This window comes from Roseomonas sp. BN140053, assembly GCF_047690175.1.
Taxonomy (GTDB): Bacteria; Pseudomonadota; Alphaproteobacteria; order Acetobacterales; family Acetobacteraceae; genus Roseomonas.
Genome location: NZ_JBLLEB010000006.1, coordinates 170,027 through 194,236, shown reverse-complemented (window position 1 = coordinate 194,236; position 24,210 = coordinate 170,027). Strand labels below are relative to the sequence as shown.

Sequence of the window (24,210 nt, the reverse complement as noted above, 5' to 3'; positions counted from 1 at the left end):
GCCGCGGCCGCCGTTGATTCCCGCGCGCCGCCCGCGCAGGCTCACGCCCATGCGTCTTCCCCTCCCCCGTCCGGCCCTGCCGGTCCTGGCGCTTCTCGCGGCCTCGCCGGTGCTGGCGCAGCCCAAGCCCCCCCCGGCCGGCGTGCCGATGCCCGGGAACCCCCTTCCCAGCGTGCCGATTCCCGGCGCCCCCGTTCCCATCCCCGGCGCGCCCGGCAGCGCCGCCGGCAAGCCGCCCCCGGCCGATGCCGCGCCCTCGCCCGCTCCCACGCCGCGCGGCCGCGCCGGCAATGCCGCGCCGGCGCCGCGCGGGGCCGCGCCGCAGCCCTCGCTGGCCGGCAAGCCGCCGCCGCTGGGCCCGAACGAGCGGCCGCCGGCGCGCATGGTGTCCTCCGGCACCGGCTTCCTGATCTCGGCACGGCAGGCGCTGACCAACAACCACGTGGTGCGGGAATGCCGGTCGCTGCGCGCCCGCAACGCCCAGGGCCGCGACATCGAGGCCAGCGTGCGCGCCACGGACGAGGACAAGGACCTCGCCCTGATCGAGCTGGGCCAGGATGCCGGCCCCGGCCTGACCTTTCGCGCCGGGCCGGAGGTGCGCCGCGGCGACGCGGTGGTGACCTACGGCTTTCCCCTGGCGGGGATGCTGTCCTCCGGCCCCACCCTGACCACCGGCGACGTGTCGGCACTGACGGGGCTGAGCGATAACCAGTCGCAGTTCCAGATTTCCGCCCCCGTGCAGCCCGGCAATTCCGGCGGGCCGCTGCTGGACGCTTCGGGCAACGTGATGGGCGTGATCGTGAGCAAGCTGAACGCCCAGCGCATCGCCCAGCGCACCGGCGACATCCCGCAGAACGTGAACTTCGCGGTGAAGGGCAACGAGGCGTTGGATTTCCTGCGCCGTCAGAACGTGCGGCCGCAAACCGCCACCAGCGGCCCGACCCGCAGCGCCGCCGAGGTGGGCGAGCTGGTGCACCCCTCGGTGCTGTTCCTGCGCTGCATGGGCTGAAGCGCCGGCGCAGCAGCGCTACGAGGCGACGGCAGCCTCGCCGGGGCACGCAGTCCTGCCCTCCGGCGGCAGGGCCGGAAGCTCCCCGGGCGTCCCTTTTCCGGCTCCTGGGCCGGACCTGTTCCGGGCTGACCGCGTCATCCCGGCGCGGGCCTGAACGCCGTTCGCGGTCCCCTGCAGTGCGTCGGCCATGTCCAGCGATGCGGACCGGCTCCGGCAAGTCGGCGCGGCACCACTGACCTCACCGGGCCAGTTCCCCCAGCCGTCTGGGCCGTGGGGCGCGTCCAGATTTGCGCAACCTTTGACGGATTTTATCTTGCGTTAACGGAATGACTCCCGAAAGGTCGGCTCCAAGCCTCCATGATCCCCCAGGAACGCCATCAAGGAGCCTGTCATGGCCTCGATCACCGGCACCGACAACCCGGAAGTGCTGAACGGCACCGAGGGGAGCGACGTCATCAACGCCCTTGCCGGCGATGACCAGGTTTTCGGCGGCGGCGGCAATGACCGGATCAACGGAGGGCTCGGCAACGACTTCCTGAATGGTCAGTTCGGCGCCGATGCCATCTATGGCCAGGCCGCGAACGACACGGTGCAGGGCGGCGAGGGTGACGACTACCTCGACGGCGGCGACGGCAATGACGTCCTGCTCGGGCAGGGCGGCAACGACGAGCTGAGAGGCGACGTGGGTGACGACACGCTGGTCGGCGATGTCGGCGGGGACGAGTTGCGCGGCGGCACCGGCGTGGATCTGCTGCTCGGCGGCCAAACCGGAGACTTCCTGTCCGGCGATGACGGCAACGACTGGCTGAACCCGGGCAACGGCACGGGCGAGCGCGTTTACGGTGGGGTCGGCATCGACACGCTGATGCGCGACGTCCCCGTGCGCCTGGCCCCGAATTTCTTTCCCGGCCTCAACCCCGCATCCTCCGACACGAGCTTCTCCGTCCTGAACAGCATCGAGGCTTACGAGTTCGTCGACGGCCGCTACACCAGGGACCAGCAGGACATCAGCGCGCAGGTCTACCGGCTCTACCAGGCGGCCTTCAACCGCGTGCCGGATGCGCACGGCCTGTCCTTCCAACTGGAAGCGGTCGAGGACGGGATCCTGGGCCGGGCCGGCGGCGCCAGCCTGTCGCAGGTGGCCGGCAGCTTCGTCGGCTCTCCCGAATTTGCCGCCACCTACGGGGTGTTGGATGACAACGGCTTCGTGGCGCAGCTCTACCGCAACGTCCTGCACCGCGAAGGCTCCGGCGCGGAGATCGCCTACCACGTCAACAGCATCCCCACGATCGGCCGGGGCGGCGTGCTCCTGGGTTTCTCTGAGAGCCCTGAGAACATCAACAACACCCGCGGCGCGGTAGTGAACGGGCTCTGGGTGCGGGACTGGGAAGCGGCGCAGGTCGCGCGCCTCTACGACACCGTACTCGGCCGGCTGCCGGATGCCGCCGGCCTCGCCTATCACGACGAACGGCTGGAAAGCGGTGCCGCCACCCTGCGCGACGTCGCCCTGGGCTTCGTCGCCGCCCCGGAGTTCCAGGCCCGCTACGGCACGCTGGACGACCGGGGCTTCGCCTCCGCCCTGTACCAGAACGCACTGGACCGTGCCGCCACCCCGGCGGAACTGGATTATTACGAGGGCGTGCTCCGCACCACCGCCCGCGTGGACGTGGTGCTCGGCTTCTCCGAGAGTCCGGAGCACATCGCGCTGCTCGCCCCGACCATGCCCAATGACGGCTTCCTGCTGGCCTGAGCCGACGACGGGAAGGACCGGCAATACCCGGGCCGGCCAGGGCCCGCGTATCTCCTCCCCTCACCGCGCCCGCAGTGCCGAGGCGACCTGCACGGCGAAGGCATCCGGGTCCACCGGCCCGCCGCGCAGCGGCACGTCCGGCACGGTGACCTGCACCCGCAGCAGCCGCCCGCCCGCCACGCCCAGGCACACATGACGCTCCACCGGGTTGCGCCCGAAGCGCCCGTCCAGCACGGCGCAGCTCAGCGGCCCGCCGCCGGGCACGGGCACCTGCCGGCGGGACAGTTCCACCAGGCTGCGGCCGGTGCGCTCCACCGGCAGGGCGGTGGCGTCGCGCACCGCCGCGTCCAGCTCAACCGCCGCCGCGGCCTCATCCGGGGCGGGATTGCCGCGGTCGAACAGCGACACCTGCGCCGCCGCGGCCCGCGACGGCGTGGCGTAGTCCACCGTGCGCGCTTCCGGCCCCAGGCCGGGCGCGTCCACCGCGCTACCCCGGCGAAAGCCCGCGGCCTCCGCCGGCAGGCGCCGCAGCGCCTCGGCCAGCGGCAGCCAGCCCGCCGTACCCGCGCCGGGCGCATCCGCCGGCGGGGCGCAGCCGGCGGCCAGCGCCAGCAGCAGCAGGGCGGGCGCGGCCCTCAATGCGCCACCTCCGCGGCGACATGCGGGGCCGGCACCGGCAGGCCCAGGGTCAGCGCGGCATTGGCCATGATCACGCCCTCCCACAGCAGTTCCAGGCCGATATAGATGATCAGCGCCACGCCGATCCAGGCGATCCACTTGTAGCGGTCCAGCACCTTGGCCAGCAGCCCGCCCAGCAGGCCCATCATCACGATGGAGATGGCCAGGCCCACGATCAGCAGCGTCAGGTTGGAACGCGCCACGGCCGCCACCGCCAGGACGTTGTCCAGGCTCATGGACACGTCGGCCACCACGATCTGCCACAGCGCCTGCACCAGCGTCTTGTCGGGCGCGGTGTGCCCTTCGGCCGCGTCCTCCTCCTTGGAGTGGCGCAGCTCGGCTACGAAGTTCCAGGCGATGTAGAGCAGCGCCAGGCCGCCCACGAGGTCGATCCACCACAGCGCCAGCAGGTAGCTCGCGAAGATCGAGAAGACGATGCGCAGCACGGCCGCGGCGACGATGCCGAACAGCACGGCCTTGCTGCGCTGCGCCGCCGGCAGCCCGGCGGCGGCGAGGCCGATCACCACCGCGTTGTCACCGGACAGGATGATATTGAGCCAGATGATCTCCAGAAGCCCGGGAAGTGCCCCGGTCAGCGATTCCATGCGCGTCTCCTCTGCAGGCCACGGCCGCGCCGCTGCGGCAGCCGCCCCCCTCGTGAACGGGCCGGACGCTAGGGCAGAGCAGGACGCGCGTGAAGCCTGCGCGGCGTGCGCTCCCGGCCGGGCCGCCACGTCCGCAGGCCGGAAACCGGGCCCATGGCCGCGCCCCGGCGGAGCGCGGCGCCCCAGCCCGCGCGGCGCAGGTCAGGCCCGCCGCAGATCAGGCACGGCGGGGACGCAGCGCGTTCAGCACACCCACCACCACGGCGGAGATCGCCGCCACCTGCACCACCGTGGCGCCCACCCAGACCCAGGCGCTGAACAGCCCGGGCTGCGCCAGGTAGCCCATCGGCAGCAGCAGGTAGGCATAGGCATCGGGCACCCTCTCGGTGACCTCGTGCGTGCCTTCCAGGATCATGTTCACGGCGACGTAGAGGATCACCAGCAGGCCGACCCAGGCGATCCAGCGGAAGCGCTCCAGCAGCCGGGCGATAAAGGTCGCCGCGACGCCCATCAGCACCACCGAGATCGCCAGGCCCACCACCAGCACGTCCAGGTGGTCCTTGGCCGCCCCGGCCACCGCCAGCACGTTGTCCAGGCTCATGGACACGTCGGCCACCAGGATCTGAATGATTGCCTGGCCCAGCGTCTTCCGCTTGCCGCCCGGCGCGGGCGCCTCGCCCTCGACCGCGTCCTGCGCCACCGCCGCATGCGCCGCCTGCTCCTGGGAATGCCGCAGCTCGCGGTACATCTTCCAGCAGACCCAGAGCAGCAGCAGACCGCCCACGAAGGTCAGGCCGACGATGGCCAGCAGCTGCGTGGTGATCGCGGCGAAGCCGATCCGCATCAGGGTGGCGGCGCCGATACCCCACAGGATCGCCTTGCGCCGCTGGTCCGGCGGCAGGCCGGCCGCGGCCATACCCACCACGATGGCATTGTCGCCCGCCAGCACCAGGTCGATCAGCAGCACCTGACCGAGGGCTATGAACCAGTCCATCGTCATTTGGGCGTTCCCTCCTGCAGGCACCGAAAGCCTCGGCGCCGCGCCGGCACCGGGGTGAGCCGAACGCGCATAAACAACCCGCAATCATTCGGCAATGCTTCCCCCCGCACGCCGCGGCGCGATCCCCGATTGACGCGCGCCCCCGCCCGCGCCACGGAAGCGCCGCTTCCCCGCCCGCCGCCGTTCTTCCGGCGCGCCGCGGGGAACCCGCCGCGTATCCAGGAGGCCCCATGGTTCCCCGCTATTCCCGCCCCGAGATGACGGCGATCTGGTCCCCCGAGAACCGCTTCCGCATCTGGTTCGAGATCGAAGCCCTGGCGACCGAAGCGATGGCCGAGCTGGGCACCGTGCCGGCCGAAGCCGCCCGCGCCATCCGCGACCGCGGCGCCGCCCGGGTCGCCAATATCTCCGCCGCCGACCTGGAGCGCATCGACGCCATCGAGCGCGAAACCCGCCACGACGTGATCGCCTTCCTGACCTGGCTGGGCGAGGGAATCGGCCCCGAGGCGCGCTTCCTCCATCAGGGCCTCACCTCCTCGGACGTGCTGGACACCTGCCTCAGCGTGCAGCTCACCCGCGCCGCCGACCTGCTGATCGCCGACACCGACGCGGTGCTGGCCGCCCTGCGCCGCCGGGCGGAGGAGCACGCCCACACCCCCACCATCGGCCGCTCCCACGGCATCCATGCCGAGCCCACCACCTTCGGCCTCAAGCTCGCCGGCCACTGGGCGGAATTCTCCCGCGGCCGCGCCCGCCTCGTCGCCGCGCGTGAGGAAGTGGCCACCGCCGCCGTGTCCGGCGCCGTGGGCACCTTCGCCGCCGTGGACCCGCGCGTGGAAGCGCATGTCGCCCGCCACCTCGGCCTGCGGCCCGAGCCCGTCTCGACCCAGGTGATCCCACGCGACCGCCACGCCGCCTTCTTCTGCGCCCTGGCCGTGGTGGCCAGCGGCATCGAGCGCCTGGCCACGGAAGTCCGCCACCTCCAGCGCTCCGAGGTGCGCGAGGCGGAAGAATACTTCCACCCCGGGCAGAAGGGCTCCTCGGCCATGCCGCACAAGCGCAACCCGGTGCTGAGCGAGAACCTCACCGGGCTGGCGCGCATCGTGCGCGGCTACGCCGTGCCGGCGCTGGAAAACGTGGCGCTGTGGCACGAACGCGACATCAGCCACAGCAGCGTGGAGCGGGTGATCGGCCCCGACGCCACGATCACCCTGGACTTCGCCCTGATGCGCACCGCGGGGATGATGGACAAGCTGACGGTGTACCCGCAGCGCATGCGCGCCAACCTGGAATCCCTGGGCGGCGTGGTGCACAGCCAGAAGGTGCTGCTGGCCCTGACCCAGGCCGGGCTGGCGCGCGAGGACAGCTATCGCGCCGTGCAGCGCGCCGCCATGGCCACCTGGGAAGCCCTCGGCACCCCCGAGGGCCGTTCCTTCCGCGACGAGCTGCTGCGCGACGCCGAAGTCTCCGCCCGGCTGGACGCGGCGGCGCTGGACGCGGCGATGGACCCGCGCAAGGACTTCGTCCACGTCGACGCCACCCTGGCCCGGGTCTTCGCGGAAGGCGACGCGGCGCGCTGAGCGCCCCCGCCCTCCCACCCGCCGGCTGCCCCCGCGCCCTGTTCGCGGGGGCGCCCAGGAGTTCCCGCCCATGACCGATGCCGACCGCCTGGGCGAGCTGCCGACGCCGCAGCTCGTGCTCGACGAGGCCCGTATGCTGCGCAACGTCGCCCGGCTGCGCGCCCGCCTCGCGCCGCACGGCGTTTCGCTGCGCCCGCACCTGAAAACCGTCAAATCCGTCGAGGTGGCACGCCGCGTGTTGGCCGGCGGCAACGGCCCCGCCACCGTCTCGACCCTGCAGGAGGCCGAGGTTTTCGCCGCCGCCGGCATCCCCGACATCCTCTACGCGGTGGGCATCGCGCCGGGAAAGCTAAACCGCGTCCTCGCCCTGCGCGCCACCGGCTGCGACCTGTCGGTGATCCTGGATTCCCGCGAGCAGGCCGAGGCCGTGGCCGCAGCCTCCCGCGCCGCCGGCGACCCGATCCCGGTGCTGATCGAGATCGACAGCGACGGCCACCGCGCCGGCCTGCGCCCCGACGACCCCGCCCTGCCCGCCATCGGCCGCATCCTGCACGCCGGCGGCGCCGCACTGCGCGGCGTCCTCACCCATGCCGGCGAAAGCTACGGCGTGTCGGGCGACGAGGCCCACGCCGCCTTCGCGGAGCGCGAGCGCGCGGCCGCCGTCCGCGCCGCGGAAACCCTGCGGGCGGCCGGGCTGCCCTGCCCCACCGTCAGCGTCGGCTCCACCCCCACCGCGCATGCCGCGCGCAACCTGGACGGCGTCACCGAGGTCCGGGCCGGCGTCTACGTCTTCTTCGACCTCGTGATGGCCGGCATCGGCGTGTGCTCCACGGACGACATCGCCCTCTCGGTGCTCGCCACGGTGATCGGGCACCAGCGCGAGCGGGGCTGGATCCTGGTGGATGCGGGCTGGATGGCGATGTCGCGCGACCGCGGCACGGCGACCCAGGCCGTCGACCAGGGCTACGGCCTGGTCTGCGATGCCGAGGGCCGCGTGCTCGGCGACCTCGTCATGTCCGCCGCCAGCCAGGAGCACGGGACGCTGAGCCTGCGCCCGGGCAGCACGAAGGTCCTGCCCGAGCTTCCCGTCGGCACGCGGCTGCGCATCCTGCCCAACCACGCCTGCGCCACGGCGGCGCAGTTCGGCGACTACGCCGTGCTGCCGGCCGAGGCCGGGGCACCCCTGGCGCGTTGGTCCCGCTTCGGCGGCTGGTGAGAACGGGCCGCCGGCGCACCGCGCCGCGGCCGCCGGGGGGCGCCGGCCCGGGGGGGCGCGCTGCCGGCGCGGCTGGCAGGTGCGGCTCCGTCGCCGTGCCGCGACGGCGCGTGATCGCGACCGGCTGGGCGGCACGGTTGCCCATCGCCGCGTGGGCCACCCGGCGCCCCCGCGAAGGGAAGCCGTAGGCGGCCGGAACTTGACCGCTGCGTCCCACCCACCTTCCCGGTCCGGGCCGCGGGCGGCCGGCGCCGCGCAGGAATCCGGGGAATATCCTGGAACTTCCAGGAAGCACCACGCGCGGCCGTGGTGAAAGGCGGGCCGCCCTGCTTACGTCCGCTCCGGCACTGTTATCCACCCGCGCTTCTCCGACCCGGGCACCCGCCACCGGGCGGTCATTGCGGCCGCAGAACCGCGGCCACGGGCCAGCGTGCCGCCCGGCCGGCTGCCGGGCCGCCCGGCGCGCCGTCACCCGAAAGGAACCACCGATCGTGACCACCAACGTGTTCGTCGCGGGCCATGGCAGGATGCGGTTGAAGGGCGAGGAGCGCGACATCCCGGCGGGTGTCACCCTCTCCTGGGCTGTCGCGCCGGGCTACAACAGCCAGCTGGGCGTGAGCACAGCGCTCATAAAGGGCGAGGCCGCGCAGTGGGCGGAAACCAAGACGACCGGCGAAAAATACCGGGAGCATTATCTCTGCCCCGACAGCTCGGTGATCATGAGCATGAAGGGTGAGGCCATGATGGGCCGCGCCGACAAGGCCGGGTGCTACCTGCTGCAGCCCAGGAGCGACTTCGCAACCTCCCTGACCTCCCTCATCGCCTTCCTGCAGCAGGAGTTCGGCGGTTCCTTCCACCTCTACTGGACGTGCTGCAGGACCCCGATCAACCAGCCCTCCCTGGGGGCCTTCACCTATTCCAAGGCCACGCGACAGATCACGCCGACGAACAAGACAGGCAGGAGCGCCGTGAGTCCCAAGAACGACCCCCAGGTCGGAAAGGATAAGGTGATCAAGGTGCAAACGATCGACGGCGTCACCTGCATCAACAATGTCAGGGGGGCGGTCACCCTTCTGCGCGGCAACGCCGCGGGCCTGAAGCTCACCCAGACTTGGCCGGACAATACCGTGCTAAAGGGTGATGCCGGCGACGTCGCCGGCCGGGACTGAGAACCCGCCGAACCGTCGCGGGCCGGGGCCGTTCCGGGCGTGACGCCGGGCGCGGCCCCGGCCGTCTTCCCGCCCCGCCGCGCCCGGAAAGGGCTGCGGGTCACGACCGAACGCCAGCCCATCGTTGGCCGCGCCCTCGCCCTGCCCCGGCATGTCCCGGGGTCCACCACGAGACCCCGGGCGGGTGTGGCGGGGCCGCCGCCGCGACGGTGCCCGGCCGGTTGTCGCGCCGTCCCGCGCCCCGCGACCACGCGCGGCCATGACGGGCGCCGTTCCCGCCAGCACGGCAAAATCTGGGCAATCACCGCCCTGATGGTGCCAAACGCGCAGCCCAGCTTGCGGCCAGTTTGAAGGAGCCGCCTTCGCCATGATCCGCCATCTTCCCGTGCTCGCCGGTGCCGCGCTGCTCTGCGCCGCCGCGGCCGGTGCCGCCCAGGCTTCGCCGCCCCGGCCGCAACCCGAAACCCAGGTGCAGCCCCCGGCCGCGTCGCTAACCCTGCCGGTGGAATGGGGCTGGGACGGCCCGCCGCGCCGACACTGGGGCCCGCCGCCGCCCCCGCCGCCGCGCTGGCACCGCCGGCCGCCGCCCTACTACTACGCGCCCCCGCCACCGCCCCCGCCGGTCTACTACTACGCGCCGCCCCCACCCCCGCCGGTCTATTACGTGCGCCCGGGCACCTATTACCGCTACTGAGCCGCGGCCGCGGGTGCGCGCCACCCTGGACGGCACCGGCCGGGCGACGGAAAGCTGCCCGGCGTGTGCACCGTCCTGCTCCTGCGCCGCCCCGGCCATCCCTGGCCGCTGCTGCTGGCCGCCAACCGCGACGAGCGGCTCGACCGCCCCTGGGACCCGCCCGGCCCCTTCTGGCCCGGCGTGATCGCCGGGCGGGACCGGCTGGCCGGCGGCACCTGGATGGCGCTGGGCGAATCCGGGGTGGTGGCCGCGGTGCTGAACCGCCCGGGCAGCCTGGGGCCGCAGCCCGGCAAGCGCTCGCGCGGCGAGCTGCCGCTCCTGGCCGCGGCCGCGCCGGACGCTGCCACGGCGGCCTGGCAGATCGCGGCGCTGGACGGCAGCGGCTGGCGCTCCTTCAACCTCGTGCTGGCCGATGCCGGCGCGGCCTTCTTTTTGCGCTGGACCGGCGAGGGCCGCATCACCGCCGAGCCGCTGCCCGAGGGCGTGTCCATGGTCACCGCGCACGACCCCAACGACCCATCCAGCCCGCGCGTGCGCCGCAACTTGCCGCGGTTCCGCGCCGCGCCGCCGCCCGATCCGGACCGCGGCGACTGGCGCCACTGGGAATCCCTGCTGGCGGCCGATGGTGGCGAGGACGGTCCCGCCGCTGCGCTGCGCGTCGCGCCGGTGGCGGGCTTCGGAACCGTGTGTTCCAGCCTCCTGGCCCTGGCGGCCGATGGCCGCCGCAGCTGGCGCTTCGCCCCCGGCCCGGCGGGCAGCGCGCCCTTCGCCGAGATCCTCGGCACCGGCCCGACGGCCGTCGGCTGAACACGAAAGCACCGCTGCCGGCCAGGGCCGGGAACGGTGCTCCGCGATCGTCTCGAAGGCCGGGCCACCCCCGCAGGGCAGGCCCGGCCACCTCCCGCCGCGCCGGACAGCGACCCGGCACGAACCGGGTCGCCGCCGCCGCAACCGGCGCGCGATCAGGTGCGCGTCGGGTTGGTGCCGGAGGTGTTGGTGCCCAGCGTGCGGTCCGTCGCCCGCTCCGCCGCGGTACCCGGCGGGTTCGCCGGGGTGCCGTCGGACTGGTTCGGGTAGGCGCCGCTGACGTTGGTGCCGGCGACCTGGTCCACCGCGCGGCTGGCCATGGTGCCGGGCGGGTTGCCGGGCGTGCCGTCCGGACGGCCGGCCGTGTTCAGCGGGTCGCTGGACCCGGTGGTGCCGCCGACGGTGCTGGTGCGGCGGCCGGCCTCGTTGCCGGGATAGGCGCCGCTGGTGTTGGTGCCGGCGACCTGGTCGAGACCGCGGCTGGCCATGGTGCCCGGCGGGTTGCCGGGCGTGCCGTCGGGGGCGTCGTCCGTGTAGCCGGTCCAGCCGCCGGCGCGGTAGTCGGCCTCACGCGAGGACACGTCCACCGGGTTGTGGCTGGCCAGGATCGACTCCGCCTGCGCGGCGCGGGTCTCGTCCGTGCGCACCGTGACGAGGTTGCCGCCGCGGCGCACGCCCTCGGCATAGACCGGGGCCTCGGCCGCATCGACGCCCGCGCCGGTCAGGCCGCCCAGCAGCCCGCCCGCCGCCGCGCCGGCGCCCGCGCCGGTCAGCGCCGCCACCAGCCAGCCGGCCGCCACGATCGGGCCAATGCCGGGGATCGCCAGCGCGCCGAGGCCCGCCGCCAGGCCGGCGCCGCCGCCCAGCACGGTGCCCAGGGTCGCGCCGATGCCGGCGCCGCTGCCCGCGTCGTCATCGGCCGCATCGGCCACGCGGGTGCCCGCGGTGGAGGTGTCGCTGCCGTACTGGCCGGAGCTGTTGCTGGCGATCAGGCTGACGTCGTCGTGGGAAAAGCCCGCGGCTTCCAGGTCACGCACCGCGGCGAGCGCGTGGTCGTGGCTGTCGAACATACGGGTAATGGTACGGGTGGCCATGATGATCTGCCTTTCCTGTGTCGGATGAACCGCCGCCCGTTGGCCCCGGGGATGGGGCGCGGGCGGCGGTGAAGCGTCGCGTCGGGCGATCAGCGCGCCGGGGCGGCGCCGGTCACGACGTTGCCCTGGAAGTCCAGGCCCACTTCCGCGGAGGTGCCGTTGCGCGTCGCGCGGCCGCGCCACACGCCGGCATCGTCCTTGCGCAGCCCGGTCACGTCGGAATAGCCGGCCGCCTCGATGCGCGAACGGGCCTGCCCTTCGGTGAAGCTATTGGCACCGGCCGCCGGGGTGGTGGTGGTCGGCGGGCTGTTGGTGCCGGGGGCATTGGCACCGCCGGTGCTGGGCGGGCCGCCCGCGGTGCTGCCGGTGGTGGCCGAGCTGCCGCTGCCCGCCGTGCCCGTCCCCGTCGTGCCCGCGCCGGTGGTGCCGGTCGTGCCCGTCCCGGTGGTGCCCGGCACGGTGGCGGAGGGGTTGGTGGTGCCGGGGGTGCCCTGCGCCAGGCTGGAGCCGCCGCCGCCCGGGCTGGTCGGCGTGCCGATGGTGCCCGGCTGGCCCGTGGTCTGCGCCACGACGGCAGGAGCCGCCGCCAGTGCCGCCAGCAACGCAAAGCCGGTGATGGTCGTCCTCATGCGTCGTCCTCTTGCTTCTTGACCTGTGAGCGCGGCGCCTGTTCGGTGCCGCGTGGAGGCATAACGACGAAGTGGCCCATCCGTTGGGTTGCTTTGTGCAACCGCGGCACGATCTCTCAGCGCCCCCTCAGACCTCCCCCCTTTCCGCCACCCGCAGCCCAGCCCCGCGCCGGGCAGCCCTCCCCGCCCCACCCGGCAGGTGGCACCCGGGGGGGACCCCTGGTATAGCCACGGGCTGCGCGCTGCCGGGTTCCCCCCGGCCAGCGCCCGGAAGCATTCGGACGAACACACGATGGCCCGACGGCGGCAGCTCTACGAAGGCAAGGCGAAGATCCTGTTCGAGGGTCCGGAGCCGGGCACGCTGGTCCAGTACTTCAAGGACGACGCCACCTCGGGCAACGGCGCCAAGAAGGGCACCATCACCGGCAAGGGCGTGCTCAACAACCGCATCAGCGAACACCTGATGACCAAACTCGGTGAGATCGGCGTCCCCACCCACTTCGTCCGCCGCCTCAACATGCGCGAGCAGCTGATCCGCGAGGTGGAGATCATTCCGCTGGAGGTGGTGATCCGCAACGTCGCCGCCGGCTCCCTCGCCACCCGCCTGGGCATCCCCGAGGGCCAGCGCCTGCCGCGCTCCATCGTCGAATATTATTACAAGAACGACGGCCTCAACGACCCCATGGTCAGCGAGGAGCACATCACCTGCTTCGGCTGGGCCGGCACCCAGGACCTCGACGACATGGTCCAGCTGTCCCTGCGGGTGAACGACTTCCTCACCGGCCTCTTCATGGGCGTCGGCATCACGCTCGTGGACTTCAAGCTGGAATTCGGCCGCCTCTACGAGAACGATGAGATGCGGATCGTCCTGGCCGACGAGATTTCCCCCGACAACTGCCGCCTGTGGGACCTCAAGACCGGCGAGAAGATGGACAAGGACCGCTTCCGCCGCGACCTCGGCAAGGTCGAGGAAGGCTACCAGGAAGTCGCCCGCCGCCTCGGCATCCTCCCCGAAGCCGGGGTGCGCGACCTCAAGGGCCCGGAGCTGATGCAGTGACCGCCGCCCCCCGCCTCAAGGCCCGCGTCACCGTGATGCCCAAGCAGGGCGTGCTGGACCCGGAAGGCAAGGCCATCGCCCACGCCCTCGGCAGCCTCGGCTTCTCCGGCGTCGAAGAAGTCCGCGCCGGCAAGGTGATCGAGCTGGAACTGGCCGAAACCGACCCCGCCCGCGCCCAGACCGCGGCCGAAGAGATGGCCCGCCGCCTCCTCGCCAACACGGTGATCGAGAGCTTCCGCGTCGAGGTCCTGGGCGCGTGACCCAGCCCGCCGCCGCCGGGACGCCCTGACTCGCCATGGTCAAGGCATCCCTGCTGCTGATGCTGGTGCTGACCGTGCTGGTCTCCATGGGCCTGCGCTGGCGCACCCCGCGCGCCACCGCCGCCCTGCCCGGCAAGCGCCGCCCCGGCCTGCTCGCCCGCGGCAAGGCCGGGCTGGACCGCTGGGTCACCGCCGCCGCCATCGCCGCGGTGGCCACCATCGCCATCCTGGGCGGCCTGCACTGGCTGCGCATCCTGCAGCAGTGACCGCCGCCGCCCGCCACCCCACCGCCGCGGCCCGCCACCCCCGGCCGCCGCACCCGCCCGAGGATCACGCCCGATGAAGGCCGGCATCGTCATCTTCCCCGGCACCAACCGCGAGCGCGACGTCGCCCTGGCGCTCCGGCGCGCCGGCGCCACCCCCACGATGGTCTGGCACGCCGAACCCACCCTGCCCGCCGGGCTGGACCTGGTGGTCCTCCCCGGCGGCTTCTCGCACGGCGACTACCTGCGCTGCGGCGCCATGGCCGCCCGCTCCCCCATCATGCGCGACGTCGCCGCCTTCGCCGGGCGCGGCGGCCACGTGCTGGGCATCTGCAACGGCTTCCAGATCCTCACCGAGGCCGGGCTGCTGCCGGGCGCCCTGCTGCGCAACGCCGGGCTGCGCTTCCTGGCCATGGACTGCACCCTGCGCGTGGAGCGCGCCGGCACCCCCTTCACCGGCCGCTGGCAGCAGGGCGACACCTTCCGCGCCCCCATGGCCCACGGCGACGGCAACTACTTCGCCGACGCCGAGACGCTGGACCGGCTGGACGGCGAAGGGCTGGTCGCCTTCCGCTACGCCGAGGGCACCCGCAACGGCGCCGCGCGCGACATCGCCGGCATCCTGTCGCCCAACCTCCGGGTGCTGGGGCTGATGCCGCACCCGGAGAACCATGCCGACCCGCTGTGCGGGGGGGAGGATGGGCTGCCCCTGTTCCAGGGCCTGGCGGAGCGCCTCGTCGCGGCCTGAGAATCGCGTCCCGCACGCTCCCACCGCCCGCTCAGGCGAGGTCCGTCCGCGTGAAATCCTCGCCCTTGTACAGCAGCCGCGCGCCGTTCGCTCGGGCACAGGCATAGGCGAAGCAGTCCCCGATGTTCAGCGCCGCCGGGTGCCGCCCCTTGCCGTAGCGGGCATAGGCCTCCGTCGCGATCTCCCACTCCGGCACGCCGATCGCGACGAAGCGGAAGCCGCCGACCTCCAGGAACCGCCCCGCGTGCTCGCGCGCCTTCGGCATGGACAGGGCTAAGGGACGGCACAGCCCCGCCACCATTTTCCAGATCGACAGCGCCGAGCACAGCCGGTCCCGGTCGCCGTCCAGCGCATCGGCCAGGGCGTCCGCCCCATCCTCCCCGGCGATGATCGCGATCATCGCCGAAGCGTCAACGAAGACGGTCACAGCCCGCCGGACAAGGAGTCGAAAAACGCCCTGTCTGCCGCCCCGCCCGTCGCGGCCGGGAGCGGGTGCGCGGCGCGCAGGGCGACGAAGCGGTCGCGCAGCGGCGCAGCTTCCGTCGCCCGGGCCAGTTCCGCCCGCACGGCCTGCTTCACCGCGTCCTGCTCGGATAGTCCTCGCAAGGTGGCGAGCCTCGCGACTAGGTCAGCAATGGTATTATCCTCGATATATAGCGGCACAGCACGTCTCCGGATATTCAGAGAATAGGGCAGATACTCAGCGCTGCAGCTTCCCATCATCTCGGGCAAAGGCTGCTGCGAGCCGTTGTGGGTCTTAGCCGACGCCAGGACACTGGATTGGTTGGACGGTGAAGGTCTAGTTGCCTTCCGCCACGCCGATGGCGGTCGCAACGGCACGGCTCGACATCGCCGGCATCCGGTAGCCCCACTTTCGGATGCTGGTGTTCATCCCGCACTTGGAGAACCATGCCGACCTACAATCTGAGTGTGGCAGAATCAACTGCCGTACGTGGGAGAGTCGCGAAAACATCCCCACTACGGCTTATATGCACGCATCAAAGGCTTCTTTCTCCCAACACGTCCTTCCAAGTCAAGTTGGGAACCCTAACGGTATGCAGCATCGAAAATTAGCAATTTAGTTCCCCTTTGGGAATTGCAAGCTTTGCTTTGCTGATTTTCCTCTGTTTAAGAAGGCTGTGAAGTTCGTCTCTCCAACACTTATTCAAACGGCAATTATAGTACTCAAAAGCATCACTGTTAATGAATTCTAGAATACTCTCCATCACGCCCTTGGATTGCTCTCGAAAATCTATTTCGCTATAAATATCTCGAAAGGCGATATGTGTTTCCGATAGTGCTTCCTCAGCCGCACCGTTACCCCCGTAGCGTTTGACATGGCCAGAAAGTACGCTTCCGGCCATTACTTGCCTTAGGAAAGCATTGGGATGGCTACCGTTGAACATGTTTTCCTTTCCCAACCTCCTAGGGTTAAATAGTGTAAACACCCCGACCATAGCAATACTCAAAATCTTACATACCGATTGAATACCAATTCCCAAAGAATCCCGAACGCTGTAGTAGTGTTCTATATTTGGGGTTCCAGCTCGTAGTTCGCCACCGCGTCCGAACACTCCTTGGAACATCTGGTTGAAAATCTTGATAACTGCGCCGGAGTCGGCGTCCATCTCCAAAGTGTGTCCTTTAATGTTTTGGGTTGAGTAATCCTGTCGAGTGCTCTCACTACTCAATCCGTCAAGGGCCTCATGTCCGTTAACTAAATGGGTCAATTCATGAAAAAGCAAGAAATGTAGAGCAGTAGTTGCTAGCAGCCCGCCGAAGAAATAACGTGTCGGACATTTTGAAATACGGCCTGTTCTGTTAGTTACTACTGCGGTCGCATTACTAACCACTTCTATTTTCGGACCCATCTCATCCAGTCCAACATTGCCTATTGTTGTTGCAAAGGTGGGAGATGCCATAAGACTTTGAAAAAAATTCATGAGAATGAAATAGCAACCAAAGTTTATGAAGATTAGCCTTTCTTCACAGAGAACCGTTTGAAGTGCCATTGCATTCAATTGATCATCCATCAACCATATAATTCTAAACTTCTCAGTCACTTGTTCTTGCCGCAGAGCCTCCTCTAAATTCTTGGATAAGACCTGATGTGTTTCAGTTATGATCGGTTGATTCACATCATAGAAGAACGATATATCGAATACTTCAGCTTCTCCCCGTGCTTTTAGGTACCGATTCAGCTCTATAAGTTCGATGTCGCCTTTGCCATCCTGAAGCCAGCCCAGCTTTTCCATACTTCTCTCCCAGACTTTTAACAGAGATAGTCACCAATCCCTGCAATTCCCAAATCTTGCGAGAGCTCTCGCCTCCCGCATGTACGTGCGAGATCCACTTTCGCAGTCAAGTTTCGCAAATCTAGGAAAACTTGCCTAATAAACTTGTCTCTGCTACACTAATCTCCATGCCCCACCCCCTCCCACCCCGCCCCTGGTCCCCCCTCTCCGACCCCGAGTGGTCCGCCCTCCTCCCCTTTGTCCTCCACCGCTCCGGCCCCGGCCGCCCCATCCGCGACCTCCGCGCCCGCATGGACGCCATCTTCCACCTCGCCACCCTTCGCGGCGCCCCCTGGCACGCCCTCCCCGCCCGCTTCGGCAAGCCGGACACCGTGTCCCGCTACTTCCGGCGCCTCACCCATGCTGGCCTCTGGGAACGCCTGCTGCACGCCCTGGCGGACACCGCCCCCAACCACCCGCTGCGCGCCATCGAAGCCTGGATCTGCCGCGCCGCCCGCCGCGCCTACCGCATCCGCGGCATGGCGCTCCTCCTGCTGGCCCGCCGCCTCGGCTTCCGCTCCGCCCTGCGCGCCCCGCCCTGGATGCTGCCGGACCCCGATTTGTCCGAAACCCTCGCACCCCTGCTGCCCGGCACCTTCGCCTCCAACCGCGGCCCCCGCGGCGGGTTGCGCCGGGACGGTCCCATCCGCCCGCTGATGCGCCTGCTGCGCGACGCCGCCGGCCGCGCCCGCATCCCCCGCTCCGTCGCCCTGGGCTGGCCGTGACCGCCGCGGCGCCGGGCCGGCACGCGACCCTGGACAAGCCGGGCACGGTTCCCGACAAACCCGCCATGTCCACGCCCGTCCCGCTCGACGCCGACCGCGCCCGCCAGCTCGCCGCCGAGTTCGGCCTGAAGCCCGAGGAATACGACCGCGCCCTGGCCATCCTCGGCCGCACCCCCTCACTCTGCGAGCTCGGCATCGTTTCCGTGATGTGGAGCGAGCACTGCTCCTACAAATCCTCCCGCCACTGGCTCCGCCAGCTGCCCACGAAAGCCCCCTGGGTGATCCACGGCCCCGGTGAGAACGCGGGCGTCATCGACATCGGCGAAGGCCTGGCCGCCGTCTTCAAGATGGAGAGCCACAACCACCCCTCCTTCATCGAACCCTACCAGGGCGCGGCGACCGGCGTGGGCGGCATCCTGCGGGACGTCTTCACCATGGGCGCCCGCCCCGTGGCCAACCTCAACGCCCTGCGCTTCGGCTCCCCCGACCACCCGCGCACGAAGCGCACGCTGGACGGCGTGGTCCGCGGCATCGGCGGCTACGGCAACTGCGTCGGCGTCCCGACGGTGGGCGGGGAGGTCAACTTCCACCCCGCCTTCAACGGCAACCCGCTGGTCAACGCCATGACCGTCGGCATCGCCCCCGCCGACCGCATCTTCCTCTCGGCCGCCGCCGGCATCGGCAACCCCGTGGTCTACGTCGGCAGCAAGACCGGCCGCGACGGCATCCACGGCGCCACCATGGCCTCCGCCGAATTCTCCGCCGACTCGGAGGAGAAGCGCCCCACCGTGCAGATCGGCGACCCCTTCGCCGAGAAGCTGCTGATCGAGGCCTGCATGGAGCTGATGGCCACCGACGCCATCGTCGCCATCCAGGACATGGGCGCCGCCGGCCTCACCTCCTCGGGAGTCGAGATGGCCGGCAAGGGCGGCGTCGGCATCGAGCTCACCCTCGACGCCGTCCCCCAGCGCGAGGAGGGCATGACCGCCTACGAGATGATGCTCTCCGAATCCCAGGAGCGCATGCTGATGGTCCTCCGCCCCGGCGCCGAACCGGTGGCCGAGGCGATCTTCCGCAAGTGGGAGCTGGACTTCGCCGTGGTCGGCCACATCACCGACACCGGCCGCATCGTGGTGAAGCACCGCGGCGCGGTGGAGGCCGACATCCCCCTCGCCCCGCTGGAATCCGAAGCCCCCCTCTACCAGCGCCCCACCACTGAGACCCCGAAGCAACCCCTCCTCGACCCGCGCGCGGTCCCCGACCCGGTGGGCATTGGCCCCGCCCTGCAGCGCCTCGTGGCCTCCCCCGACCTCTGCTCCCGCCGCTGGATCTGGGACCAGTACGACGCCACCGTGGGCGGCCAAACCGTCCGCCGCCCCGGCGCCTCCGACGCCGCCGTGGTCCGCGTCGGCGAGGGCTCCCGCGCCCTGGCCCTGACCACCGACTGCACCCCGCGCTACTGCCTGGCCGACCCCGAGGCCGGCGGCGCCCAGGCCGTCGCCGAAGCCTGGCGCAACATCACCGCGACGGGCGCCCTCCCCCTCGCCATCACCGACAACATGAACTTCGGCAACCCCGAGAAGCCCGAGGTCATGGGCCAGTTCGCCGCCGCCGTGCGCGGCATGGCCGCCGCCTGCACTGCCCTCGACTTCCCCGTCGTCTCCGGCAACGTGTCCCTCTACAACGAGACCGAAGGCCGCCCGATCCTCCCCACCCCCGCCATCGGCGGCGTCGGCGTCCTCGACGACGCCGCCCAGGCCACCCGCCTCGCCCTCCCGGACAATGCCGACCTCGTCCTCCTCGGCCACACCGCCGGCCACCTCGGCCAATCCCTCTGGCTGCGCGAGATCGCCGGCCGCGAGGACGGCGCCCCGCCCCCCGTGGACCTCGCCGCCGAACGTCGGGTGGGCGACTTCGTCCGCAGCACCATCCGCGCCGGCACCGTCCTGGCCTGCCACGACCTCAGCGATGGCGGCCTCCTCGTCGCGGTGGCCGAGATGGCCCTGGACGGCAACACCGGCGCCACCCTCGACCCCGCCCCCGACACCCTCCCGCCGCACGCCTGGTGGTTCGGCGAGGACCAGGGCCGCTACCTCCTCGCCGTCTCCGACGCCGCCCCCCTCCTCGCCGCGGCGGCAGCGGCGGGCATCCCCGCCCGCCGCCTGGGCCGATCCGGCGGCAGCCACTTGGCCTGGGGCGACGGGACTTCCATATCCCTCGCGACGCTGCGGGCGGCGCACGAGGCGACCTTGCCCGCATTGATGGAGGGGACCTGACCCATGGCCATGCAGCCCGCCGAGATCGAGGCGCTGATCCGCGCCGCCCTCCCGGACGCCCGCGTGACCATCGAGGACCTCGCGGGCGACGGCGACCACTACGCCGCCGCCGTGGTGTCCGAGGCGTTCCGCGGCAAGTCCCGCGTGCAGCAGCACCAGCTCGTCTACGCGGCGCTCCGCGGCCGGGTGGGCGGCGAGCTGCACGCGCTGGCCCTGCAAACCTCCGCGCCCGACTGAACCAACCTGACCCCGTTCCGGAAGGACATCCCCATGAGCGACGCCACCAGCGCCCGCATCCAGGCCGAGATCACCGAGACCCCCGTTGTGCTCTTCATGAAGGGCACCCCGGCCTTTCCGCAGTGCGGCTTTTCCGCCCGCGTGGTGCAGATCCTCAGCCACGTCGGCGTGCCCTTCAAGGGCATCAACGTGCTGGCCGACCCCGAGATCCGCGAGGGCATCAAAGCCTTCACCAACTGGCCGACCATCCCGCAGCTCTACGTGAAGGGCGAGTTCGTCGGCGGCTGCGACATCGTCATGGAGATGTTCCAGTCCGGCGAGCTGCAAACCCTGCTGGCCGAAAAGGGCGCGGCGAACGCTCCGGCAGTCTGACCGGCGCGGGCGCCCTCCTCTGACGCCCGCGCCCCACCCCCGGCCGCGATCCTGCCGGGGGACCACCCTTGCCGGCTGACGGCGGCATCGGCGCGCCGCGCGGCCTCGCCGGGGTGTCCTGGGTCCTGGCCCTCGGCACCACGCTGCTGATGCAGACGGTGGCAGCCTTCCTGAGCCAATGCCTGCCCGTGCTGGCGCCGCTGCTGACCGGCAATGCCGGCCTGCCCCCGGAAACGGCGGGACACCTGGCCGCGCTCTCCTCCCTCGGCACCATCCTGTTCCTGCTGTTCGGCGGCCCGCTTCTGGCACGGCTCGGGCCCGTGCGCGCCCTGCAGGCCGGCACGCTGGTGGCCGTGCTGGGGCTGGCCCTGGCGGGTCTGGGCAGCACGCTGGCCCTGGTGGTGTCCGCCCTGGTGCTGGGACTGGGCTACGGCCCCACGCCGCCGGCCGGCAGCCGCATCCTGACCGCCACCGCCCCGGCGCGGCATCGGACGCTGATCTTCTCGATCAAGCAGGCCGGGGCACCACTGGGGGGCATGCTGGTCGGGCTGACCGTGGCGCCGGTGGCGGTACGAGCCGGCTGGCCGGTGGCCCTGGGGTTGGCAATGCTGCTCGCCCTCCTGGCCTGCCTGGCCGTGCAGCCGGCACGGCGGCAGATGGACGTGGAGCGCGAGCCCGGCCGCCGCATCGGCCCCGGTGCCCTGTTCGCCCGTTCCAACATTTCGGCACCTTTTGCCGCGCTGCGGCTGCATCCGCTGCTGCCGCCGCTGACCTGGCTCACCGTGTCCCTCGCGACCTCGCAGGGCTGCGTTTTCGCCTTCCTGGTAACCTGGCTCTGCGAGGTGCACGCCCTGCCCCTGGCCCAGGCCGGCCTGGTCTATGCCGTGGCCCAGGGCGGGGGCGCCTTTGCCCGGATCATCCTGGGCTGGCTGGCCGATCGCACCGGGCGGCCGTCCCTGAACCTCGTGGCCCAGGGCATCCTCGCCGCACTGCTGACCGCCGGCCTCGCGTTGCTGCCGGTGGGGACGCCCTTTGCCTGGCTGCTGCTGCTGGGCGGGCTCGCCGGCGCCATGGTCGCGAGTTGGAACGGCATCTACCAGGCTGAGATCGCCCGGCTGGTGCCGCCGGCCCGTATCGCGGAGGCCACCGCGGGGTCCACCACCCTGTGTTTCCTGGGCTACGTGCTGTCGCCCGCCCTCTTCGCGCTGCTGGTCACCAGCACCGGCAACTGGATCGTGCCGCAACTCCTCGCTGCCGGGCAGTTAATCGCGGTCGGCCTCTGGGTCCTGCCGCGCATCCTGCGAGCCGGGCGCGAGGCGCCGGCGACCGGAGATATGCGCGACCTTGCCGTATCCCCCCTTGCCGGACCGGAGCGATGATGCGCCTCGACCCCGAGAGCGACGTCCTGATCGTGGTGGACGTGCAGCCCGACTTCATGCCGGGCGGTGCCCTGCCGGTGCCCGACGGCGACGCCGTGGTGCCCGTGGCCAATCGCCTGCTGGCGCATTTTGCCCAAGCGGTGGCAACGCAGGACTGGCACCCGCCGGGCCACCTGTCCTTTGCCAGCCAGCACCCGGGCGTGCCGCCCTTCGGCACGGTGCGGCTACCCTATGGCGAGCAGACGGTCTGGCCGGATCACTGCCTGATCGGCAGCCCCGGCGCGGCGCTGCATCCCGGACTGGACCAGGCACGGCTGCGGGCGGTGTTCCGCAAGGGCTTCCGGCGCGCCGTCGATAGCTACAGCGGCTTCGTGGAGAATGATCGCGTCACCCGAACGGGGCTGGACGGCTATCTCCGGGAAGTCGGGGCCAAGCGCGTCTTCCTTTGCGGCCTGGCGACGGATTTCTGCGTCGCTGCCACGGCCCTGGGCGCGGCGGAGCGGGGCTTCGAGACGCTGGTAGTGAGCGACGCCTGCCGTGCCATCGCTGCCCCCTTGCCGGACGGCAGCAGCACCCTCGAGGCAGCCTGGACCGCGCTGCAAGCAGCCGGCGTGAGAACGGTGCAGTCCCAGGAACTGCACGGGGGTGGCGAGCCCGGCTCCCCTTCGGCGTGATCGGCAGCGCCCGGCTTCAGCCCGGGGCGCGGGCAGCCACGGCGGCGCGGGCACGGCGTTGCCACGTGACGGCCCCGACCAGGGCCAGCATGGCCGCGGCGGCCAATGCCGAGAAGAGGTCGAAGCGGTTGATGCCCAGGTTCGCCGCCACTACGGCGAGAAAGGCCCAGCCTACGCCGCCCAGGTACCAGAGGTCGCCTCGCGCGGCCCAGGCCACTGCCACCGCGAAGCCACCCGCGGCCAGCAGCACCAGCACGGCGGCAAGGGACGCCCCGAAACCGCTGGCGGGAATGGCGCCGGCGGCCAGGGCGGCGCCGGAAATGTTGGCGAAGCTGGCTGCCGTCAGCCATCCCGCCAGCAGCCCGCAGAGCGGGCGGACGATCCAGCGCGACGCCCAGCCCGGCTCCGCGCTGTTCCGGGCGGCGAAGAAGGCCACCAGGGCACAAACCAGGCCCACCAGGATGATGGCGACGAGGTGGAAGCCGTTGCGCGCCGAGAACTGCGCCACGGCCTGCCACAGCACATTGATGGCGAAAGCCCCCGCCAAAGGCCAGCCGACCTGTTGTGCAAGAGGGTCGTCGTGCCGGGACGGCAGGAACTGCCAGATCCCGTAGGCCACGGACAGGGCGAAGAGCACCGTCCACATGGTCGGAAAGGCGTAGCCCGCCGGGATCACGGGCGTGGGGCTCGCGGCGGACATGGTGCCGACGGAATGGCCGATGCCCACCAGCGGCAGCAGCGCCACGCCGATTTGCAGAAATGGCAGGATAAGACCGAGCAGGCGTCGCAGGCTGTGGCTGGGCACGAGGGTTCTCCTGCAACGAAGAACGCCGCCCCCGGGGGATCGTTCCCCAAGGACGGCGCTCCGACGATGCTGCGGTGGCCCTGCGGAAGGGCACCCTGTTCAATGGGCCATCCGGGACCGGCCCGGTGGCCGAGTCCTCAGCGGGAGTAGAACTCCACCACCAGGTTCGGTTCCATCTGCACCGGATACGGCACGTCGCCCAGCTTCGGGGCGCGCACAAAGGTGCCCTTCATCTGGCGATGGTCGATCTGGATGTATTCCGGCACGTCGCGCTCACCGGACTGGGCGGCATCCAGCACGGCGGTGAGCTGCTTGGACTTCTCCTTCACCTCGATCACGTCGCCGTCCTTCACCAGGAAGGAGGGGATGTTCACGCGGCGGCCGTTCACCGTCAGGTGGCCATGGTTGACGAACTGGCGGGCGGCGAAGGGCGTCACCGCCAGCTTCATGCGGTACACCACCGCGTCCAGCCGGCGCTCCAGCAGCTCGATCAGGTTCTCGGAGGTATCGCCCTTACGGCGCACGGCCTCCTGGTAATACTTGCGGAACTGCTTCTCACCGATGTTGCCGTAGTAGCCCTTGAGCTTCTGCTTCGCCATCAGCTGGATGCCGAAGTCGGTCGGCTTCTGCTTGCGGCGCTGGCCGTGCTGGCCGGGGCCGTATTCGCGCTTCGCCAGCGGCGACTTTGCACGGCCCCACAGGTTCACGCCGAGACGGCGATTGATCTTGTACTTGCTTTCCGCGCGCTTGGTCATGGTGCGCGAGCCCTTTCGTTCTCTGCGGCGCTGCTCTCTCCCCCAACCCGAAACCAGGTTGGGAAAGGATGCGCGTTTGTCCCGGTAGTCCCATGGCCGCCGAAACGGCCATAGGCGGGCGCGTGACGGCG

At 70.9% G+C, this 24,210-nt stretch carries 26 protein-coding genes and 1 pseudogene; 17 read left to right on the top strand and 10 right to left on the bottom strand.

Features of this window, described 5'->3' with window-relative positions:
• Window positions 1-49 precede the first annotated feature (49 nt).
• A complete protein-coding gene (locus ACLIBK_RS08925) occupies window positions 50-1,009 on the top strand; it encodes a S1C family serine protease (protein WP_415386890.1) in 960 nt (319 codons plus the stop codon).
• Window positions 1,010-1,403: 394 nt separating this feature from the next.
• Window positions 1,404-2,762, top strand: coding sequence for a DUF4214 domain-containing protein (locus tag ACLIBK_RS08920; protein WP_415386889.1), 1,359 nt, complete (start codon window positions 1,404-1,406; stop codon window positions 2,760-2,762).
• 60 nt (window positions 2,763-2,822) lie between these two features.
• Here ACLIBK_RS08920 and ACLIBK_RS08915 read toward each other — a convergent pair whose 3' ends face one another.
• From ACLIBK_RS08915 to ACLIBK_RS08905, 3 genes and pseudogenes are all read right to left on the bottom strand, one after another.
• The gene (locus ACLIBK_RS08915) at window positions 2,823-3,401 is read right to left on the bottom strand and encodes a hypothetical protein (RefSeq protein WP_415386888.1); all 579 of its coding nucleotides are present in this window, start codon (window positions 3,399-3,401) and stop codon (window positions 2,823-2,825) included.
• Window positions 3,398-4,045 carry a YjbE family putative metal transport protein gene (locus ACLIBK_RS08910; RefSeq protein ID WP_415386887.1) on the bottom strand — a complete coding sequence of 216 codons (648 nt, stop codon included), beginning with the start codon at window positions 4,043-4,045 and terminating at the stop codon, window positions 3,398-3,400. The genes ACLIBK_RS08915 and ACLIBK_RS08910 overlap by 4 nt, the downstream gene beginning before the upstream one ends.
• A 376-nt stretch (window positions 4,046-4,421) precedes the next feature.
• Window positions 4,422-5,045: pseudogene (locus ACLIBK_RS08905) on the bottom strand (TerC family protein); the annotation flags it as partial.
• 230 nt (window positions 5,046-5,275) lie between these two features.
• Between ACLIBK_RS08905 and purB the strand changes: the two are divergent.
• The 5 genes from purB to ACLIBK_RS08880 all read left to right on the top strand — a co-directional run bounded on the left by purB (window position 5,276) and on the right by ACLIBK_RS08880 (window position 10,511).
• Window positions 5,276-6,625: an adenylosuccinate lyase gene (gene purB / locus ACLIBK_RS08900; RefSeq protein ID WP_415386886.1), complete on the top strand. Its 1,350-nt coding sequence runs from the start codon at window positions 5,276-5,278 to the stop codon at window positions 6,623-6,625.
• A 70-nt stretch (window positions 6,626-6,695) separates the two neighbouring features.
• A complete protein-coding gene (locus ACLIBK_RS08895) occupies window positions 6,696-7,841 on the top strand; it encodes a DSD1 family PLP-dependent enzyme (RefSeq protein ID WP_415386885.1) in 1,146 nt (381 codons plus the stop codon).
• A gap of 491 nt (window positions 7,842-8,332) precedes the next feature.
• Entirely contained in the window at window positions 8,333-9,010 is a 678-nt protein-coding gene (locus tag ACLIBK_RS08890; protein ID WP_415386884.1) for a hypothetical protein, read from the top strand.
• A gap of 367 nt (window positions 9,011-9,377) precedes the next feature.
• On the top strand, window positions 9,378-9,704 hold the full coding sequence (locus ACLIBK_RS08885) for a hypothetical protein (RefSeq protein WP_415386883.1): 327 nt from the start codon (window positions 9,378-9,380) through the stop codon (window positions 9,702-9,704).
• Between the two features lie 63 nt (window positions 9,705-9,767).
• Window positions 9,768-10,511, top strand: coding sequence for an NRDE family protein (locus tag ACLIBK_RS08880; protein WP_415386882.1), 744 nt, complete (start codon window positions 9,768-9,770; stop codon window positions 10,509-10,511).
• A 155-nt stretch (window positions 10,512-10,666) separates the two neighbouring features.
• Here the strand turns inward: ACLIBK_RS08880 and ACLIBK_RS08875 are convergent, their stop codons facing one another.
• Window positions 10,667-11,605, bottom strand: coding sequence for a hypothetical protein (locus ACLIBK_RS08875; RefSeq protein WP_415386881.1), 939 nt, complete (start codon window positions 11,603-11,605; stop codon window positions 10,667-10,669).
• A gap of 89 nt (window positions 11,606-11,694) precedes the next feature.
• Window positions 11,695-12,234 (bottom strand): hypothetical protein, encoded by a 540-nt coding sequence (locus ACLIBK_RS08870; protein WP_415386880.1) that lies wholly within the window; start codon window positions 12,232-12,234, stop codon window positions 11,695-11,697.
• A gap of 292 nt (window positions 12,235-12,526) precedes the next feature.
• Here ACLIBK_RS08870 and purC point away from each other — a divergent pair, with 292 nt between their 5' ends.
• The 4 genes from purC to purQ all read left to right on the top strand — a co-directional run bounded on the left by purC (window position 12,527) and on the right by purQ (window position 14,562).
• Window positions 12,527-13,291 (top strand): phosphoribosylaminoimidazolesuccinocarboxamide synthase, encoded by a 765-nt coding sequence (gene purC, locus ACLIBK_RS08865; protein WP_415386879.1) that lies wholly within the window; start codon window positions 12,527-12,529, stop codon window positions 13,289-13,291.
• Window positions 13,288-13,551: a phosphoribosylformylglycinamidine synthase subunit PurS gene (purS, locus tag ACLIBK_RS08860; RefSeq protein ID WP_415386878.1), complete on the top strand. Its 264-nt coding sequence runs from the start codon at window positions 13,288-13,290 to the stop codon at window positions 13,549-13,551. Before purC ends, purS begins: the two co-directional genes overlap by 4 nt.
• 35 nt (window positions 13,552-13,586) lie before the next feature.
• Window positions 13,587-13,817, top strand: coding sequence for a hypothetical protein (locus ACLIBK_RS08855; protein ID WP_415386877.1), 231 nt, complete (start codon window positions 13,587-13,589; stop codon window positions 13,815-13,817).
• A gap of 73 nt (window positions 13,818-13,890) precedes the next feature.
• Complete coding sequence (gene purQ / locus ACLIBK_RS08850; RefSeq protein ID WP_415386876.1) at window positions 13,891-14,562, top strand: phosphoribosylformylglycinamidine synthase subunit PurQ; 672 nt, start codon at window positions 13,891-13,893, stop codon at window positions 14,560-14,562.
• A gap of 31 nt (window positions 14,563-14,593) precedes the next feature.
• On the opposite strand, the gene ACLIBK_RS08845 is transcribed toward purQ, so the two are convergent.
• The 3 genes from ACLIBK_RS08845 to ACLIBK_RS08835 all read right to left on the bottom strand — a co-directional run bounded on the left by ACLIBK_RS08845 (window position 14,594) and on the right by ACLIBK_RS08835 (window position 16,817).
• Window positions 14,594-14,989, bottom strand: a complete 396-nt coding sequence (locus ACLIBK_RS08845; protein ID WP_415386875.1) for a type II toxin-antitoxin system VapC family toxin — start codon at window positions 14,987-14,989, stop codon at window positions 14,594-14,596.
• Complete coding sequence (locus ACLIBK_RS08840; protein WP_415386903.1) at window positions 14,986-15,282, bottom strand: type II toxin-antitoxin system VapB family antitoxin; 297 nt, start codon at window positions 15,280-15,282, stop codon at window positions 14,986-14,988. Before ACLIBK_RS08840 ends, ACLIBK_RS08845 begins: the two co-directional genes overlap by 4 nt.
• A gap of 350 nt (window positions 15,283-15,632) precedes the next feature.
• A complete protein-coding gene (locus ACLIBK_RS08835) occupies window positions 15,633-16,817 on the bottom strand; it encodes a hypothetical protein (protein ID WP_415386874.1) in 1,185 nt (394 codons plus the stop codon).
• Window positions 16,818-16,984: 167 nt separating this feature from the next.
• On the opposite strand from ACLIBK_RS08835, the gene ACLIBK_RS08830 reads away from it, so the two are divergent.
• The 6 genes from ACLIBK_RS08830 (at window position 16,985) to pncA (ending at window position 22,519) form a co-directional block, all read left to right on the top strand.
• Window positions 16,985-17,581 (top strand): transposase, encoded by a 597-nt coding sequence (locus ACLIBK_RS08830; RefSeq protein WP_415386873.1) that lies wholly within the window; start codon window positions 16,985-16,987, stop codon window positions 17,579-17,581.
• Window positions 17,582-17,646: 65 nt separating this feature from the next.
• The gene (purL, locus tag ACLIBK_RS08825) at window positions 17,647-19,857 is read left to right on the top strand and encodes a phosphoribosylformylglycinamidine synthase subunit PurL (protein WP_415386872.1); all 2,211 of its coding nucleotides are present in this window, start codon (window positions 17,647-17,649) and stop codon (window positions 19,855-19,857) included.
• A 3-nt stretch (window positions 19,858-19,860) separates the two neighbouring features.
• Complete coding sequence (locus ACLIBK_RS08820; protein ID WP_415386871.1) at window positions 19,861-20,094, top strand: BolA family protein; 234 nt, start codon at window positions 19,861-19,863, stop codon at window positions 20,092-20,094.
• Window positions 20,095-20,127: 33 nt separating this feature from the next.
• Window positions 20,128-20,466 carry a Grx4 family monothiol glutaredoxin gene (gene grxD, locus ACLIBK_RS08815; RefSeq protein ID WP_415386870.1) on the top strand — a complete coding sequence of 113 codons (339 nt, stop codon included), beginning with the start codon at window positions 20,128-20,130 and terminating at the stop codon, window positions 20,464-20,466.
• A gap of 68 nt (window positions 20,467-20,534) precedes the next feature.
• Window positions 20,535-21,845: an MFS transporter gene (locus ACLIBK_RS08810; protein WP_415386869.1), complete on the top strand. Its 1,311-nt coding sequence runs from the start codon at window positions 20,535-20,537 to the stop codon at window positions 21,843-21,845.
• Window positions 21,842-22,519 carry a bifunctional nicotinamidase/pyrazinamidase gene (pncA, locus tag ACLIBK_RS08805; protein WP_415386868.1) on the top strand — a complete coding sequence of 226 codons (678 nt, stop codon included), beginning with the start codon at window positions 21,842-21,844 and terminating at the stop codon, window positions 22,517-22,519. Before ACLIBK_RS08810 ends, pncA begins: the two co-directional genes overlap by 4 nt.
• A 16-nt stretch (window positions 22,520-22,535) precedes the next feature.
• Here the strand turns inward: pncA and ACLIBK_RS08800 are convergent, their stop codons facing one another.
• Together ACLIBK_RS08800 and rpsD are read right to left on the bottom strand one after the other, a co-directional pair.
• Window positions 22,536-23,324: a hypothetical protein gene (locus ACLIBK_RS08800; protein ID WP_415386867.1), complete on the bottom strand. Its 789-nt coding sequence runs from the start codon at window positions 23,322-23,324 to the stop codon at window positions 22,536-22,538.
• A gap of 137 nt (window positions 23,325-23,461) precedes the next feature.
• Entirely contained in the window at window positions 23,462-24,079 is a 618-nt protein-coding gene (gene rpsD / locus ACLIBK_RS08795) for a 30S ribosomal protein S4 (RefSeq protein ID WP_415386866.1), read from the bottom strand.
• Window positions 24,080-24,210: the final 131 nt, after the last annotated feature.